At 72.4% G+C, this 15,482-nt stretch carries 19 protein-coding genes; 17 read left to right on the forward strand and 2 right to left on the reverse strand.

What is annotated here, in order from left to right; genetic code table 11:
* Positions 1 to 254 precede the first annotated feature (254 nt).
* A complete protein-coding gene (locus ACZ601_RS11955) occupies positions 255 to 1,856 on the reverse strand; it encodes an oxidoreductase (RefSeq protein WP_469536109.1) in 1,602 nt (533 codons plus the stop codon).
* Between the two features lie 177 nt (positions 1,857 to 2,033).
* Here ACZ601_RS11955 and hisD point away from each other — a divergent pair, with 177 nt between their 5' ends.
* The 10 genes from hisD (at position 2,034) to ACZ601_RS12005 (ending at position 9,773) form a co-directional block, all read left to right on the forward strand.
* Complete coding sequence (gene hisD, locus ACZ601_RS11960) at positions 2,034 to 3,356, forward strand: histidinol dehydrogenase (RefSeq protein ID WP_469536111.1); 1,323 nt, start codon at positions 2,034 to 2,036, stop codon at positions 3,354 to 3,356.
* Entirely contained in the window at positions 3,353 to 4,480 is a 1,128-nt protein-coding gene (locus tag ACZ601_RS11965) for a histidinol-phosphate transaminase (protein WP_469536113.1), read from the forward strand. Before hisD ends, ACZ601_RS11965 begins: the two co-directional genes overlap by 4 nt.
* On the forward strand, positions 4,477 to 5,079 hold the full coding sequence (gene hisB, locus ACZ601_RS11970; protein WP_311306228.1) for an imidazoleglycerol-phosphate dehydratase HisB: 603 nt from the start codon (positions 4,477 to 4,479) through the stop codon (positions 5,077 to 5,079). Before ACZ601_RS11965 ends, hisB begins: the two co-directional genes overlap by 4 nt.
* The gene (locus tag ACZ601_RS11975) at positions 5,076 to 5,243 is read left to right on the forward strand and encodes a hypothetical protein (RefSeq protein ID WP_199884395.1); all 168 of its coding nucleotides are present in this window, start codon (positions 5,076 to 5,078) and stop codon (positions 5,241 to 5,243) included. Before hisB ends, ACZ601_RS11975 begins: the two co-directional genes overlap by 4 nt.
* Positions 5,244 to 5,252: 9 nt before the next feature.
* Positions 5,253 to 5,894, forward strand: coding sequence for an imidazole glycerol phosphate synthase subunit HisH (hisH, locus tag ACZ601_RS11980; RefSeq protein ID WP_440577097.1), 642 nt, complete (start codon positions 5,253 to 5,255; stop codon positions 5,892 to 5,894).
* On the forward strand, positions 5,894 to 6,619 hold the full coding sequence (gene priA / locus ACZ601_RS11985) for a bifunctional 1-(5-phosphoribosyl)-5-((5-phosphoribosylamino)methylideneamino)imidazole-4-carboxamide isomerase/phosphoribosylanthranilate isomerase PriA (RefSeq protein ID WP_311306229.1): 726 nt from the start codon (positions 5,894 to 5,896) through the stop codon (positions 6,617 to 6,619). The genes hisH and priA overlap by 1 nt, the downstream gene beginning before the upstream one ends.
* Positions 6,616 to 7,014 carry a RidA family protein gene (locus tag ACZ601_RS11990; protein ID WP_469536119.1) on the forward strand — a complete coding sequence of 133 codons (399 nt, stop codon included), beginning with the start codon at positions 6,616 to 6,618 and terminating at the stop codon, positions 7,012 to 7,014. The genes priA and ACZ601_RS11990 overlap by 4 nt, the downstream gene beginning before the upstream one ends.
* Positions 7,011 to 7,766: an imidazole glycerol phosphate synthase subunit HisF gene (gene hisF / locus ACZ601_RS11995; protein WP_469536122.1), complete on the forward strand. Its 756-nt coding sequence runs from the start codon at positions 7,011 to 7,013 to the stop codon at positions 7,764 to 7,766. The genes ACZ601_RS11990 and hisF overlap by 4 nt, the downstream gene beginning before the upstream one ends.
* Positions 7,767 to 7,907: 141 nt before the next feature.
* Positions 7,908 to 8,495, forward strand: a complete 588-nt coding sequence (locus ACZ601_RS12000; RefSeq protein WP_469536125.1) for an ArsR/SmtB family transcription factor — start codon at positions 7,908 to 7,910, stop codon at positions 8,493 to 8,495.
* Positions 8,496 to 8,522: 27 nt separating this feature from the next.
* Complete coding sequence (locus ACZ601_RS12005; protein ID WP_469536127.1) at positions 8,523 to 9,773, forward strand: MFS transporter; 1,251 nt, start codon at positions 8,523 to 8,525, stop codon at positions 9,771 to 9,773.
* 15 nt (positions 9,774 to 9,788) lie between these two features.
* Here the strand turns inward: ACZ601_RS12005 and ACZ601_RS12010 are convergent, their stop codons facing one another.
* Complete coding sequence (locus tag ACZ601_RS12010; RefSeq protein ID WP_440577091.1) at positions 9,789 to 10,421, reverse strand: TIGR03085 family metal-binding protein; 633 nt, start codon at positions 10,419 to 10,421, stop codon at positions 9,789 to 9,791.
* 84 nt (positions 10,422 to 10,505) lie between these two features.
* Between ACZ601_RS12010 and hisI the strand changes: the two genes are divergently transcribed.
* The 7 genes from hisI (at position 10,506) to trpM (ending at position 15,416) form a co-directional block, all read left to right on the forward strand.
* Positions 10,506 to 10,889 (forward strand): phosphoribosyl-AMP cyclohydrolase, encoded by a 384-nt coding sequence (gene hisI, locus ACZ601_RS12015; protein WP_469536131.1) that lies wholly within the window; start codon positions 10,506 to 10,508, stop codon positions 10,887 to 10,889.
* Positions 10,890 to 10,900: 11 nt separating this feature from the next.
* On the forward strand, positions 10,901 to 12,388 hold the full coding sequence (locus ACZ601_RS12020) for an anthranilate synthase component I (RefSeq protein ID WP_440577089.1): 1,488 nt from the start codon (positions 10,901 to 10,903) through the stop codon (positions 12,386 to 12,388).
* 118 nt (positions 12,389 to 12,506) lie between these two features.
* Positions 12,507 to 13,166 (forward strand): TIGR02234 family membrane protein, encoded by a 660-nt coding sequence (locus ACZ601_RS12025; RefSeq protein ID WP_469536134.1) that lies wholly within the window; start codon positions 12,507 to 12,509, stop codon positions 13,164 to 13,166.
* Between the two features lie 137 nt (positions 13,167 to 13,303).
* Entirely contained in the window at positions 13,304 to 13,552 is a 249-nt protein-coding gene (locus ACZ601_RS12030; RefSeq protein WP_469536495.1) for an HGxxPAAW family protein, read from the forward strand.
* 80 nt (positions 13,553 to 13,632) lie between these two features.
* Positions 13,633 to 14,244 carry a DUF2752 domain-containing protein gene (locus ACZ601_RS12035; RefSeq protein WP_469536136.1) on the forward strand — a complete coding sequence of 204 codons (612 nt, stop codon included), beginning with the start codon at positions 13,633 to 13,635 and terminating at the stop codon, positions 14,242 to 14,244.
* Between the two features lie 138 nt (positions 14,245 to 14,382).
* The gene (trpC, locus tag ACZ601_RS12040) at positions 14,383 to 15,192 is read left to right on the forward strand and encodes an indole-3-glycerol phosphate synthase TrpC (protein ID WP_123526624.1); all 810 of its coding nucleotides are present in this window, start codon (positions 14,383 to 14,385) and stop codon (positions 15,190 to 15,192) included.
* Between the two features lie 8 nt (positions 15,193 to 15,200).
* Positions 15,201 to 15,416, forward strand: a complete 216-nt coding sequence (gene trpM, locus ACZ601_RS12045; RefSeq protein ID WP_393614625.1) for a tryptophan biosynthesis modulator TrpM — start codon at positions 15,201 to 15,203, stop codon at positions 15,414 to 15,416.
* Positions 15,417 to 15,482: the final 66 nt, after the last annotated feature.

The following is a 15,482-nucleotide window of genomic DNA, read 5'->3' on the forward strand; positions in this document are numbered from 1 at the left end:
GAAAAGCGCTGGTGGGAGCGGCGCCAGAGGGGCGCTGTGAAACTTTGGTGGCGAGTGAAAGGGTTGCCCGGCAGATGGCCAAGAAAGAGTAAAGGAAAATGCGGAATCTGGCCTGTTCCTGCTGTTCCGGGAGTGTCCTGTGGGAGCGGTCGCCGGGTGTGGGCGCGGCCGCGGGGGTGTGTTCAGGCGCCCCTCCACCCGTTCGTGGAGCAGGTGGAGGGGCAGGTGGGCGGGGCGGCGGAGCCGCTCTGCGGTCAGTTCCGGCTCAGCAGCCGGGAGGCCCCGGCCGCGACGGTGGTGGCCAGTATCCAACCCAGCATGATCAGCGCGGCCGCCACCCACTGCCAGCCGCCCTTCATCAGCCAGTAGCCGTCCTGGCCGAGATTGATCACCGGCACCAGCAGATCCAGCGCGTACAGGGACGGGTTCCACTCCGGATGCTCGCTCCCCTTGATCGACACGGGCTGGTAGCGCGAGAAGGCCACCGCTCCGGCCGCCCACAGCACCGCCATCCACACCGCGGCCCGCCCCGGCCGGTAGCCGTACGCCACCGTCCAGTCCTGGAGGTACCCCCAGAGCTTCGCGGCGGGCGGCAGGGTCTCCCGGCGCCGCCGCTGCTTGGCGAGCAGCACCTCGCGGGCGTCCGAGTCCTCGCCGCTGTTGCGGAGCACCGCGGCCAGCCGCTCGTACGGCTCCGGCACGTACTCCGGGGTCGCCGCCGCCACCCACTCCAGGCGCCGGGAGAGCGGGAAGTGCCCGTACGGGACGAGGTTCTCGTAGACGAACCCGCCCATCGCCAGACCGCCGGGGCCCGGCCAGCTGGTCGACACGTCGATCAGCGTGACGATCTTCGCCCCGTTCAGCACCACCCGGCCCTGGGCCGGGCGCTCCGGGTTGAACCTCAGCTCCGGAGCCACTATCCGGCGCAGCGACAGCTCCTCGTGACCGATCAGGACGAAGACGGCCTTGTGCAGATCGACGGCGTCCCCGAACCGCCCGTCGTCCAGCCGCACCCCGCCCCGGCACCGGAAGACCTGCGCCCGGGTGCCGTGCGCGGGCGTCGGGGACAGCGTGATGCCGTACGGGGGAGTGTTGCCCTGGTTCCCGGTGTCCACGCTGACCCAGGCCTCGCTCATGTACAGCGTCCGCTCCACGCTGAGCTGCGGGGCGTTCAGCGCGCGGAGCCCCTGGGTGGCCCGGAGCCGGCTGCCGCGCAGACTCAGCGAACCGCCCACCTTGGCCCCGCGCAGGCTCAGCTCGCCGAGCGTCTCGATCATCTCGGCCTGGAGGTCCTGGGCGACGGTGAGCCCGTCACCGATGAACGCCCGGCCCTGCCGGTCGGGGCCGACGCCGATCTGGTTGATCAGCAGATCCGTGCCGATCTGCGCGTCCGTGAGCCGGATGCCGCGTTCGACCCGGCAGCGCGGCAGATGGAGATCGCCCTCGGTGCGCAGCCGGGCCGCGTCCAGCCGGGGGATCGCGCACCCGACCATCCGCAAGGTCGTGAAGTGGCACTCGGGGAGCACCACCTCCTGCTCGAACCGGCAGTCGGTCAGCTCCACGTACGGCTCCACCCGGCCGCCCGCGAGATCCAGCTTCCCGGTGATCCGTACGCCCCGGAGCTTCAGCGCGGCCACCCGGCCGGGTCTGGCCTTGGGACCGCTCAGCAGCAGCCGGGCGACGACCCGGGCGTCCACACTGCGTTCCAGGCCCCAGGCGAGCGGGGCGAACGGATCGTTGAGGGCCGCGTCACGGGCGCGCAGATCGTAGGTGGTCCCGTTCCTGAACGACTGCCACATGCCCAGCTCGGCCGCGCTGAGGTCGTCCGGAAAATCCCCGTCGTGCGGTTCGGTCACCGACGCCCCTTTCACTCGGAGCCTTGGGCCGACCAGCACATCGGGGGTCGGTCCGTAGTCCCGTTATTCCCTCTGAGTGACCGAATGAACGCTAATAGTCAGCCGTGACAGCGAGGGCATGTATCAGCCAGTGATACGGGCGTCCGGGCCTCTGGGGCGGTCTGAGAGAATTGGGGGGTGATCTCTCGAATCGATCTGCGCGGCGATGCCCTCCCCGAGGGCGGCGCCCTGCGCGACCTGCTGCCCCGTGCCGAGTTCGACGTGGAAGCCGCTCTGGAGACGGTGCGGCCCATCTGCGAGGACGTACGCCATCGTGGCTCTGCGGCAGTGATCGACTGGGGGGCGAAATTCGACGGGGTGCGGATCGGCTCGATCCGGGTCCCCGCCGAGGCGATCGCCGATGCGCTGGAGCGGCTCGACCCCGCCGTGCGCGCCGCTCTGGAGGAGTCGATCCGCCGCGCCCGCCTCGTCCACCGCGAGCAGCGCCGCACCACACACACCACCCAGGTCGTCCCCGGCGGCACCGTCACCGAGAAGTGGGTGCCGGTCGAGCGCGTCGGGCTGTACGTGCCGGGTGGACGCTCGGTCTACCCGTCCTCCGTCGTGATGAACGTGGTCCCGGCCCAGGAGGCGGGCGTCGAGGGCATCGCCGTCGCGTCCCCGCCGCAGAAGGAGTTCGGCGGACTGCCGCACCCCACGATCCTGGCAGCCTGCGCCCTGCTCGGCGTGGACGAGGTCTACGCGGCGGGCGGCGCCCAGGCCGTCGCGATGTTCGCCTACGGCACCGAGGACTGCCTGCCCGTCGACCTGGTCACGGGCCCCGGCAACATCTACGTCGCCGCCGCCAAGCGTCTCCTCAAGGGCCGCATCGGCATCGACGCGGAGGCCGGCCCCACCGAGATCGCGATCCTCGCGGACTCCACCGCCGACCCGGTGCACGTCGCCGCCGACCTGATCAGCCAGGCCGAGCACGACCCGATGGCCGCCGCGGTGCTGGTGACCGACTCGGCGGAGCTCGCCGCCGCCACGGAGGCCGAGCTGAAGCCGCAGGTCGCCGCGACCAAGCACGTCACGGACCGGATCGAACCCGCGCTGGCCGGCCGCCAGTCCGCGATCGTCCTGGTCAACGACCTGGAGGACGGCCTCAAGGTCGTCGACGCGTACGCCGCGGAGCACCTGGAGATCCAGACCGCCGACGCCTCGGCCGTCGCGGACCGGGTCCGCAACGCCGGAGCGGTCTTCGTCGGCCCCTGGTCCCCGGTCTCGCTCGGTGACTACTGCGCCGGCTCCAACCACGTACTGCCCACCGGCGGCTGTGCCTGCCACTCCTCCGGACTGTCCGTGCAGTCCTTCCTGCGCGGCATCCACATCGTCGACTACACCCGCGACGCCCTGGCCGAGGTCACCCACCACGTCGTGACGCTCGCGGAGGCGGAGGACCTCCCCGCCCACGGCGCCGCGCTCAAGGCACGGTTCGGCTGGAAGGTTCCGCAGCAGTGACGAACGACAGCACCACGCGCAACGCCTGGGACGACCTCCCCATCCGGGACGAACTGCGCGGCCAGTCCCCGTACGGCGCCCCCCAGCTCGACGTACCGGTCCGGCTGAACACCAACGAGAATCCGTACCCGCTCCCCGAGGCACTGGTCGACCGGATCGCGGAGCGGGTCCGCGAGGCCGCCCGTGACCTCAACCGCTACCCCGACCGGGAAGCCGTCGAGCTCCGCACCGAGCTGGCCCGCTACCTCAGCCGCACCGCCGGGCACCAGGTCGAGGCCGCCAACGTGTGGGCGGCCAACGGCTCCAACGAGGTGCTCCAGCAGCTGCTGCAGACCTTCGGCGGGCCGGGCCGCACCGCGATCGGCTTCGAGCCCTCGTACTCCATGCACGCCCTCATCGCCCGGGGCACCGGAACCGGCTGGATCTCCGGGCCGCGCAACGAGGACTTCACCATCGACGTGGACGCGGCCCGCGCGGTCATCGCCCGGGAGCGTCCCGACGTCGTCTTCATCACCTCGCCCAACAACCCCACCGGCACCGCCGTCGACGCCGCGACCGTCCTCGCGCTGTACGAGGCCGCGCAGGCCGCGAAGCCGTCGATGGTCGTGGTCGACGAGGCGTACGGCGAGTTCAGCCACCACGCCTCGCTGCTCCCGCTGATCGAGGGCCGCCCCCGCATGGTGCTCTCGCGCACCATGTCCAAGGCGTTCGGCGCCGCCGGACTGCGGCTCGGCTACCTCGCTGCCGACCCCGCCGTCGTGGACGCGGTCCAGCTGGTCCGGCTCCCGTACCACCTGTCCTCCGTCACCCAGGCCACCGCGCTCGCCGCCCTGGAGCACACCGATACGCTCCTCGGGTACGTGGACCGGCTCAAGAGCGAACGCGACCGGATCGTCACCGGGCTGCGCGCCCAGGGCTTCGACGTCACCGACTCGGACGCCAACTTCGTCCAGTTCGGCCGCTTCGCCGACAGCCACACCGCCTGGCAGCACATCCTCGACCGGGGCGTCCTGGTCCGGGACAACGGCGTACCGGGATGGCTGCGGGTCTCCGCAGGGACCCCGGCAGAGAACGACGCGTTCCTCGATGCGGTACGCGAACTGAAGAAGGAGCACGACGCATGACTCGCGAGGCCCGCGTAGGAAGAGTGGAGCGGACCACCAAGGAAACCTCCGTGCTCGTCGAGATCAACCTCGACGGCACCGGCAAGGTCGATGTCGCGACCGGGGTCGGCTTCTACGACCACATGCTCGACCAGCTCGGCCGCCACGGACTGTTCGACCTCACGGTCAAGACCGACGGCGACCTGCACATCGACTCGCACCACACCATCGAGGACACCGCCCTCGCGCTCGGCGCCGCCTTCAAGCAGGCCCTCGGCGACAAGGTCGGCATCTACCGCTTCGGCAACTGCACCGTCCCGCTGGACGAGTCGCTCGCCCAGGTCACCGTCGACCTCTCCGGCCGCCCGTACCTGGTGCACACCGAGCCGGAGAACATGGCGCCGATGATCGGTGAGTACGACACGACGATGACCCGGCACATCCTGGAGTCGTTCGTCGCCCAGGCGCAGATCGCCCTGCACGTCCACGTCCCGTACGGGCGCAACGCCCACCACATCGTGGAGTGCCAGTTCAAGGCGCTCGCGCGTGCCCTGCGTTACGCGAGCGAGCACGACCCGCGTGCGGCCGGAATCCTCCCCTCCACGAAGGGCGCGCTGTGACCGGCCTCAACACCATCCTGATCCTGGTCGGCCTCTTCCTGGCCGGCGGGGTCTACTCCTTCTCGAAGCAGGGCATGCCCAAGGGCGTCATCGTGCTGCTCTCCATCGGATCCCTGATGTGCCTGGTCGCGGGCGTCATGCGGATCCAGGGACTCTGGGACTAGGGGCGCCGCGTGGACAGCAAGAAGAAGGTCGTCGTCTTCGACTACGGCTTCGGTAACATCCGCTCCGCGGAGCGCGCCCTCGCCCGGGTCGGCGCGGAGGTCGAGATCACCCGCGACTTCGACACGGCCATGAACGCCGACGGGCTGCTGGTGCCCGGCGTCGGCGCGTTCTCCGCCTGCATGGAGGGGCTGAAGAAGGCGCGCGGCGAATGGATCATCGGCCGCAGGCTGGCCGGCGGACGCCCCGTCATGGGCATCTGCGTCGGCATGCAGATCCTCTTCGAGCGCGGCATCGAGCACGGCGTGGAGACCGAGGGGCTCGACGAGTGGCCGGGCACCGTGGGCCCGCTCAAGGCCGACGTCGTCCCGCACATGGGCTGGAACACCGTCGAGTCCCCGGAGGACTCCCGGCTGTTCGCCGGACTCGACGCCGAGGCCCGGTACTACTTCGTGCACTCGTACGCCGCGCACGACTGGTCCCTCGAAGTCACCAACGCCAACATCCGCGCCCCCAGGGTCACCTGGGCCACGCACGGCGAACGGTTCGTGGCGGCCGTGGAGAACGGCGCGCTGTGGGCCACCCAGTTCCACCCCGAGAAGTCCGGCGACGCCGGCGCCCAGCTGCTGACCAACTGGATCGAGACGCTGTAATGCCGAAGCTTGAACTGCTCCCCGCCGTAGACGTACGCGACGGCCAGGCGGTCCGCCTGGTGCACGGCGAGTCCGGCTCCGAGACCTCCTACGGCTCCCCGCTGGAGGCCGCGCTCGCCTGGCAGCGCTCCGGCGCCGAGTGGCTGCACCTCGTCGACCTGGACGCCGCCTTCGGCACCGGCGACAACCGCGCCCTCATCGCGGAGGTGGCCGGCGCCATGGACATCAAGGTCGAGCTGTCGGGCGGCATCCGCGACGACGCCACGCTCGCCGCCGCCCTCGCCACCGGCTGCCGCCGCGTCAACCTCGGCACCGCGGCCCTGGAGACCCCCGAGTGGGTCGCCAAGGTCATCGCGGAGCACGGCGACAAGATCGCCGTCGGCCTCGACGTACGCGGCACCACGCTGCGCGGCCGGGGCTGGACCCGCGACGGCGGCGACCTCTACGAGACCCTCGCCCGCCTCGACGCCGAGGGCTGCGCCCGCTACGTCGTCACCGACATCGCCAAGGACGGCACGCTCCAGGGCCCCAACCTGGGCCTGCTGAGGGACGTCTGCGCGGCCACGGAGCGCCCCGTCGTCGCCTCGGGCGGCGTCTCCTCCCTCGATGACCTGCGGGCGATCTCCCTGCTCGTCCCCGAAGGCGTCGAGGGCGCGATCGTCGGCAAGGCGCTGTACGCCGAGGCGTTCACGCTGGAAGAGGCCCTGAAGGCGGTCGCCGCATGACCGACTCCGTCAAGCGCGTCTCCTCCGGCGGCCCCTGGGAGGAGAAGATCGGCTACTCCCGCGCCGTCGAGCTGCCGAACGGGCTGGTCCTGGTGGCCGGATGCACCTCCGTGGTCGGCGGCCAGATCTCCGCCGGCGGCCCCTACGAGCAGGCCATCACCTCCTTCGGGGTCGCCTTCGAGGCGCTGAAGGAGCTGGGCCTGGGCCGCGAGGACGTCGTCCGTACCCGCATGTACCTCACCCACGCCCGGGACGTGGAGGAGATCGGCCGTGCGCACAAGGAGCTGTTCGACGACGTGCGGCCCGCCGCCTCCATGATCATCGTGTCCGGCTTCATCGACCCGAGCCTGGTCGTCGAGGTCGAGGTCGAGGCCTACCGGGCAGGTGCGCGATGACCCTCGCGGTACGGGTGATCCCCTGCCTCGACGTGGACAACGGCCGCGTCGTCAAGGGCGTCAACTTCCAGAACCTGCGCGACGCCGGTGACCCCGTGGAGATGGCGAAGCTGTACGACGCCGAGGGCGCCGACGAGCTGACCTTCCTCGACATCACCGCCTCCAGCGGCGACCGCGAGACGACCTACGACGTGGTGCGCCGCACCGCGGAGCAGGTCTTCATCCCGCTCACCGTCGGCGGCGGCGTCCGCACCACGGAGGACGTGGACAAGCTGCTGCGGGCCGGCGCGGACAAGGTCGGCGTCAACACCGCGGCCATCGCCCGGCCGGAGCTGATCCGGGAGATCGCGGAGCGCTTCGGCCGCCAGGTCCTGGTGCTCTCCGTGGACGCCAGGCGCACCCCCGCGGGCACCTTCGAGGTCACCACGCACGGCGGCCGCAAGGGCACCGGCATCGACGCCGTCGAGTGGGCGCACCGAGCCGCCGAGCTGGGCGCGGGCGAGATCCTGCTCAACTCGATGGACGCCGACGGCACCAAGGACGGCTACGACACCGAGATGATCGCGGCCGTACGCGGACACGTGAGCGTCCCCGTCATCGCCTCCGGCGGCGCGGGCCGGCTCGCGGACTTCGCACCGGCCGTCGGCGCGGGAGCCGACGCGGTCCTCGCCGCGTCCGTCTTCCACTTCGGTGATCTGCGGATCTCCGAGGTCAAGGGCGCCCTCCGGGAGGCCGGTCACCCGGTCCGCTGAACCTCCTCCGTTTCCGACGACGTCACCGGCCGTGAAGGCCGGTGACGTCGTCGTTTCCGCTGCCGTGACGGGCCCGGGTTCCGCAATATTTATTGCGCAACAGATATTGCGCAAGTTTTCTTTTCTATCTACGGTGGAGGCATGGCAAGCAAGGAATCACGCAGGGTGTCCGACCTCGGGACACTCAAGGCGTTCGGGCACCCGCTGCGGATGAAGCTCTACCGGGCGCTCTACATCGCCCGTCAGGCCACCGCCTCCCAGCTCGCGGAGCAGGTCGACGAGCAGGTCTCCCTGGTCAGTTACCACCTGCGCAAGCTCGCAGACCACGGCCTGATCGAAGCGGCAGAAGGTCCGGGCAGGGACGGCCGCGAACGCTGGTGGCAGCCCGCCTCCAAGGGGCTGCGCTTCCACGACGAGGACTTCAGCGACGCGCCGGAGAAGGCCGCCACCCACACCGCCGTCAGCCGGCTCTCGTTCGACCAGCACATCGAGCTGTACCGCCGCTTCCTGGACGCGTACCGGAGCTGGACGCCCCCGTGGCGCAAGAGCTCCTTCGCCTCGGAGTACCTGGCCCGGCTGAACCCCGAGGAGCTCGCCTCGCTCGAACGCGAGCTGGACGGGGTCATCAACCGGTACGAGGAACAGGGCCGTGCCCGTGAAGAGGCCGGTGACACGGACAACCGCGAGAACGTCGCGCTGCACCTGTACGGATTCCCGTTCCGGACCTGACCCGGCCACCCGAGAGGACACGCCCCCGTGACCGCCACGCTCACGCCCCAAGAGGCCCCGGAACGCCCCGCCCACCGCGACGGCAACGTGCTGCGCTGGCTCGGCGCCTACACCGCGTCCACGATCGGGGACAACCTCTATTACATGGCCCTCGCCTGGGCCGCCGCCCGCACCGGGAGCGCCTCCCAGACCGGCCTCGTGCTGGCCGTCGGCGCGATACCCAGGGCCCTGCTGCTGCTCGGCGGGGGAGTGCTCGCGGACCGGTTCGGGCCGCGCCGGGTCGTGGTCGTGAGCGACACCGTCCGCTGCCTGGTCATCCTCGGCCTGGCCGGGGCGCTGCTGCTCACCTCGCCCACGGTGTGGATGCTGCTCGTCGTCGCCCTGGTCTTCGGCGCGGCCGACGCCCTCTTCCTCCCGGCCGTCGGCGCCCTGCCGCCCCGGATCACCTCGGCCGGCCAGCTCGCCCGGGTCCAGGGGATGCGCGGCCTCGCCACCCGGACCGCGACCGTCGTCGGCGCCCCGCTCGGCGGCGTCGCCGTCGCACTCGGCGGCCCGGTCCTCGGCTTCGCCGTGGCCGGTGTGCTCTTCGCCCTCTCGCTGCCGCTGCTGCTCGCCGTACGGATGCGTCCGCTGCCGGTGGCGGACACGGCCGGGACCGCGCCCCCCGGCACCGCCTGGCGCGAACTCGTCGACGGGCTGCGCCACATCCGCCGCCACCCGCTGCTCCGCCCGCTGATGCTCGTCGTGGCGGTCAGCGAACTCGGCTTCGTCGGACCGCTCAACCTGGGCCTGATCCTGCTCAGCGAGGAACGCGGCTGGGGCGCCTCCGGGATGGGCTGGATCGTCGCCGCCTTCGGCATCGGCGCGGGCGCCTCCGCCCTGCTGCTCGCCGTGCGCGGCCGGGTCCCCAGGGCCGGGCTCACCATGTGCCTGACCGTGCTCATCGGCGCGGCCGCCATCGCCGCCCTGGCGTACGCGCCCTCCGTACCCCTCGCGGCCGGTGTCGCGCTCCTCGTCGGGCTCTTCGCGGGTCTGGGCGGCGCCCTGTGCGGAGCCCTCATCCAGACCGCCGCCGACCCCGCCTACCTGGGCCGCGTCACCTCGGTCTCGACGCTCTTCACCCACGCGCTCTCGCCGCTCAGCTACCCGGTCACCGGCGCGGCCGTGGCGCTCTGGGGCACCGGCCCGGTCTTCGTCGCCAGCGCCTCGCTGTGCGGGGCGGGGGCGGTGATGGGCCTCCTGCCCCGCGCGCTGCGCCGCGCGGAACTCCCGCGCTGACCGCGCCGAACGCCGCTACATCCCGAGCTTCGCCGTCGTCACCCTTGCGATCGCGTCCTGGTCGCCCTCCAGCTCCACCCGCGCCGCGTCCTGCCGCCCGAACGCGAACAGCAGCAGCTCGCCCGGCTCACCGGTCACCGTCACCACCGGGGCGCCCTTGTGCGCGACCGCGGTCTGACCGTTGGGGCGGCGCAGCACCAGGCCGACCGGCGCCTTGCGCCCCAGCATCCGCGCCGCCTTCTCGGTGCGCGACCACAGGACATCGGCGAAGACCGGGTCCAGCTCCCGCGGGGTCCAGTCCGGCTGGGCCCGGCGCACGTCCTCCGTATGGACGTAGAACTCCACGGTGTTCGCGGCCTCGTCCAGCTGCTTCACGCCGAACGGGGACATCCGCGGCGGACCCGTACGGATGAGCTGGATCAGCTCCTCGTACGGCTTCGAGGTGAACTCGTCTCTGATCCGCTCGCTCCGGCTCTTCAGCGGGCCGATCACCAGTCCGGCCGCCGCGTCGGGCCTGCGCTCCCGCACCACCACATGGGCCGCCAGATCCCGGGCCGTCCAGCCGTGGCAGAGGGTCGGGGCCTCCGGGCCCGCCCCCTCCAACAGGTCCGCAAGCAGAAGTCGTTCGCGCTTCGCATGGGTCGACATGTCCGCCAGCGTACGACCGGTGTCCAGCGTCCGCCCAGTGGACGCACGCCCGGACGGCCCTCCCGGCCACGGCACAATGGGGAGATGACCAGCTCGCCCACGCCCGGCACCCCAGCGCCCGCCGGCGGACTCGACCCCGCCATCGCCGCCCGTCTCAAGCGCGGCGCCGACGGACTCGTCCCGGCCATCGCCCAGCAGTACGACACCGGCGAGGTGCTGATGCTCGGCTGGATGGACGACGAGGCACTGCACCGCACCCTGACCACCGGCCGCTGCACCTACTGGTCGCGCAGCCGCCAGGAGTACTGGGTCAAGGGCGACACCTCCGGCCACATCCAGCAGGTCAAGTCCGTCGCGCTGGACTGCGACGCCGACACCGTCCTCGTCCGGGTCGACCAGACGGGTGCCGCCTGCCACACCGGCGACCGCACCTGTTTCGACGCCGACGTCCTCTTCCTCGGACAGTAGGGTCAGCCGCCATGGACTTCGACACCTTCCGGAAGCTGGCCATCGACCGGCGCGTCATCCCCGTCACCCGCCGGCTCCTCGCGGACGGTGACACGCCCGTCGGCCTCTACCGCAAGCTCGCGGGCGAGCGCACCGGCACCTTCCTCCTGGAATCCGCGGAGAACGGCCGCACCTGGTCGCGCTACTCCTTCATCGGGGTCCGCAGCGCCGCCACGCTCACCGCCCGCGACGGCGAGGCCCACTGGCTGGGCACCCCGCCGGTCGGCGTCCCGGTCGACGGCGACCCGCTCCAGGCCCTGCGCGCCACCATCGAGACCCTGCACACCCCGCACGAGCAGGAGCCCGGACTGCCGCCCTTCACCGGCGGCATGGTCGGCTACCTCGGCTACGACATCGTGCGCCGACTGGAGAAGATCGGCGAGAGCGGGGGCGACGACCTCAAGCTCCCCGAGCTGACCATGCTGCTCACCTCCGACCTCGCCGTCCTCGACCACTGGGACGGCAGCGTCCTGCTCATCGCCAACGCCATCAACCACAACGACCTGGCCACCGGCGTCGACGAGGCCTACACCGACGCGGTGGCCCGGCTCGACGCCATGGAGCGGGACCTGCGCCGCCCGGTCGAGAACGCCCCCGCCGCCCTGCCGCCCTCCGAGCTCCCGCCGTACACCGCGCTGTGGGGCGGCAAGGCCTACCAGGACGCCGTCGAGGACGTGAAGGAGCGGATCAGGGCCGGCGAGGCCTTCCAGGTCGTCCCCTCCCAGCGCTTCGAAACGCCCTGCACGGCAAGCGCGCTGGACGTCTACCGGGTGCTGCGCGCCACCAACCCCTCGCCGTACATGTACCTCTTCCGGTTCGACGGCTTCGACGTCGCGGGCTCCAGCCCGGAGGCGCTCGTCAAGGTCGAGGACGGCCGCGCGATGGTCCACCCGATCGCCGGGACCCGGCACCGGGGCGCCACCCCGCAGGAGGACCAGGCCCTCGCAGAGGAGCTGCTGGCCGACCCGAAGGAGCGCGCCGAGCACCTGATGCTCGTCGACCTCGGCCGCAACGACCTGGGACGGGTCTGCGAGCCCGGCAGCGTCGAGGTCGTCGACTTCATGTCGGTCGAGAAGTACTCGCACGTGATGCACATCGTCTCCACCGTCACCGGCCGTGTCGCAGAGGGCCACACCGCCTTCGACGTCCTCACCTCCTGCTTCCCGGCGGGCACCCTCTCCGGAGCCCCGAAACCGCGCGCCATGCAGATCATCGAGGAGCTCGAACCCACCCGCAGAGGGCTGTACGGCGGCTGCGTCGGCTACCTCGACTTCGCCGGCGACTCCGACACGGCCATCGCCATCCGCACCGCCCTGCTGCGCGACGGAACGGCGTACGTCCAGGCCGGCGCGGGGGTCGTCGCGGACTCCGACCCGGTCGCGGAGGACACCGAGTGCCGCAACAAGGCCGCGGCGGTGCTGCGCGCCGTCCACACGGCCAACCGGCTCGGCGGCGCGTGAGGGCCTGACGCGCACCCGGGGCCCCGCGCGGGCCTGACGGCGCACCCGGAGCCCCGCGCGGGCGGGGGCTCCATCTCACACCCCCCGTGTGCCCGTAACTCCGGGGCGGTAGGGGATAGTGGGGTGTGTGAGCGCTGTCCCCGTACCCCAGCCCCGTGCCGAAGCCGCCTCCGCGCCCGACAGTGCGGGAAGCCGCCGAAGCCTGGCCGCCGGCCTGCTCCTCGGGGCAGCCGGCGCCACCGTCGTCCTCCTCGCGTCCGGGCAGACCTGGGCCCGGGGCCGGGCCTCGGTCGGCGGCGGCGCCCTGCCGCTGAGCGCCGACGGACAGGACGTCACCGGTGTCCCGGCCGCCCTCGCCATCGTCGGCCTGGCCGCCCTCGTCGCCGTCTTCGCCGTCCGCAGCGGCGGCCGGCTCCTCGTCGCGGGGCTGCTGGCACTCAGCGGACTCGGCGCCGCGCTGAGCGCCTTCCTCGGCGCCTCCGACAGCGCCGCGCTCGACGAACGGGCCGCCCGGAGCACCGGCGACAGCGCCGCCACCATCGGCGCCCTCAGCCACACCGCCTGGCCCTACGTGACCGCGGCCGGCGGGCTCCTGATCCTGCTCGCCGGGCTGCTCGCCCTGCGCTACGGCAGGCGCTGGCCCACCATGTCCGGGCGGTACGAGCGCGACGGCACCCCGCGCCCCCGCAAGGCCCCCCGCAAGGCGATGGATCCCGACCGGCCCGAGGACCTGTGGAAGGCCCTGGACCGAGGCGAGGACCCGACGCGCGAGGCATGACCCCCCAGCTCACGTCCACTCCGCACGTACGGGACAATGGTCCGAGCTCACAGCACAGCGGCACCCACAGCGGCACCGGCTCTGCGCACAGCGACACCGAGCGATACCAACAGCGCAACACCAACGAGGAGCAACTCATGGCGGGCAGCAGCCACGGACACACCCCGGCCGCCTGGACCGGTGTCATCATCTCGTTCATCGGCTTCTGCATCGCAGGCGTCTTCATGGTCGCGGCGAACCCGCTCGGCTTCTGGGCCGGTATCGCCGTCACCGTCATCGGCGGGATCGTCGGGCTCGCGATGAAGGCCGCCGGCCTCGGCATGCCGAAGGAGTCGACGGAGCTGGCCCAGGCCAGGGCCCGCGCCGGACAGGCGCAGACCTCCTGACCCCCTCCGCAGGACGTACGCACGCGAGGCGCAGCCCGGATCGGGCTGCGCCTTTCCGCGTCAGCGGCGACAATCACCGGGTGGACGCTTCGCCCTCTCCAGCCGCCCCGCCGACGCCGGGCCACCACCCCGCGCCCGGCGCCGCCGCGGCCCCCGGCCACCTGCCCGCTCCGGACGGCCACCGGCCGCCGTCCGGCCCGCCCCCGGCGCCCGGCGGCCACCCACCCGCGCCCGGCCCGCCCGCAGGGCAGCCGGGACCGTTCCCGCCGGTCTTCCGGCCGGCGCCCGTCCCTGCCTCACGGCTGCGGCGGATCGCCGCCCCGGCCGGTGTCATGGCGGGTGTCCTCGGGGCCTTCGTCCTCGTCGGCTCCGTCGACCCCAACGAGCCGGGCCACTACCCGGTCTGCCCGCTGCTCCGCCTCACCGGCGTCTACTGCCCCGGCTGCGGCGGGCTGCGCAGCGCCTACGCGGTCGCCCACGGCGACCTCGGGACGGCGTTCGGCTCCAACGCCCCCGCCGTCATCGGCTACGGGGTCTTCGCCGTGGTCTGGGTCCTCTGGATGGTCCGCGCGGCCGCCGGGAAGCCCGCGCGGTTCGCGCTGCGGCCCGTCCACTGGTGGGCGATCGGAGCCGTCCTGCTGATCTTCACCGTCGTTCGGAACCTGCCGTTCGGATCGGCGCTGGCGCCGTGAACACCCAGCGGTGGGCCACGTGAATGCCCAGGTAGTGGGACATTCGTCGGCTGGATGCGGGCCCATCGGCCTCCTGCGGATACCATCGGCATAGCTGATCCTGTTGTCTTGTCACCGTCCCGGAAGGGGGCCGATCGCGTGAGTGTGCTCGACGAGATCATCGACGGCGTACGCGCCGACCTCGCAGAGCGGCAGGCGCGCGTCAGCCTCGATGAGCTGAAGGAACGCGCGGCGCGCGCTCCCCAGGCGAAGGACGGAGTCGCCGCCCTGCGCGGCGAGGGTGTGACCGTCATCTGCGAGGTAAAGCGCTCCAGCCCCTCCAAGGGGGCCCTGGCCGCCATCGCCGACCCGGCCGCACTGGCCGCGGACTACGAGGCGGGCGGCGCCTCCGTCATCTCGGTCCTCACCGAGGAGCGCCGCTTCGGCGGTTCGCTCGCCGACCTGGAGGCCGTCCGCGCCAAGGTCGACATCCCGGTCCTGCGCAAGGACTTCATCGTCACCTCCTACCAGCTGTGGGAGGCACGGGCGTACGGCGCCGACCTCGCCCTGCTGATCGTCGCCGCCCTCGACCAGGAGGCGCTGGTCTCCCTGATCGAGCGCGCCGAGTCCATCGGCCTGACGCCGCTGGTCGAGGCGCACGACGAGGAGGAGGCCGAGCGCGCGGTCGACGCCGGCGCACGGATCATCGGCGTCAACGCGCGCAACCTGAAGGACCTCAAGGTCGACCGCTCCACCTTCGAGCGGGTCGCACCCGAGATCCCCGACCGCATCGTCAAGGTCGCGGAGTCCGGTGTCCGGGGCCCGCACGACCTAATCGCCTACGCCAACGCCGGCGCGGACGCCGTACTGGTCGGCGAGTCCCTGGTCACCGGCCGCGACCCGCGGGTCGCCGTCGCGGACCTGGTCGCCGCCGGCGCCCACCCGGCCCTCCGGCACGGACGGGGCTGACCTCACCCGTGTCCGCCGACCGTTCCGCGCCCCGTGTCCGGCCGGGCCTGCGCCCCGCCGCGGCCACCGGCCGGGACCCGCACGCGCCGCTGGCGCGCGGCTGCCGCCCCCGCGGCTGCCGTGCCCCCGCCCGCCGCGTGCACGGACGGCGGGTGCGGTACGTGATCGGTGACGAACCCGGCCAGGTCAACGGCATGCGATGGCGCACGGGGTCCGCGCAGTAGAGCGAACCCCGGCCCGTCGCACCCACCGCCCTCCAGCGGTACCGCACGGCCCGCACCGCCCGGCCC

The sequence above is a fragment of the Streptomyces sp. NPDC104307 genome, from assembly GCF_055584045.1.

Excerpts from the sequence above, each read along its gene's own strand:
- hisB (WP_311306228.1), top strand. The coding sequence starts at position 4,477 with ATGACTCGCGAGGCCCGCGTAGGAAGAGTGGAGCGGACCACCAAGGAA.
- priA (WP_311306229.1), top strand. The coding sequence starts at position 5,894 with ATGCCGAAGCTTGAACTGCTCCCCGCCGTAGACGTACGCGACGGCCAG.
- ACZ601_RS11990 (WP_469536119.1), top strand. The coding sequence starts at position 6,616 with ATGACCGACTCCGTCAAGCGCGTCTCCTCCGGCGGCCCCTGGGAGGAG.
- hisF (WP_469536122.1), top strand. The coding sequence starts at position 7,011 with ATGACCCTCGCGGTACGGGTGATCCCCTGCCTCGACGTGGACAACGGC.
- ACZ601_RS12000 (WP_469536125.1), top strand. The coding sequence starts at position 7,908 with ATGGCAAGCAAGGAATCACGCAGGGTGTCCGACCTCGGGACACTCAAG.
- ACZ601_RS12010 (WP_440577091.1), bottom strand. The coding sequence starts at position 10,421 with ATGTCGACCCATGCGAAGCGCGAACGACTTCTGCTTGCGGACCTGTTG.
- hisI (WP_469536131.1), top strand. The coding sequence starts at position 10,506 with ATGACCAGCTCGCCCACGCCCGGCACCCCAGCGCCCGCCGGCGGACTC.
- ACZ601_RS12020 (WP_440577089.1), top strand. The coding sequence starts at position 10,901 with ATGGACTTCGACACCTTCCGGAAGCTGGCCATCGACCGGCGCGTCATC.
- ACZ601_RS12030 (WP_469536495.1), top strand. The coding sequence starts at position 13,304 with ATGGCGGGCAGCAGCCACGGACACACCCCGGCCGCCTGGACCGGTGTC.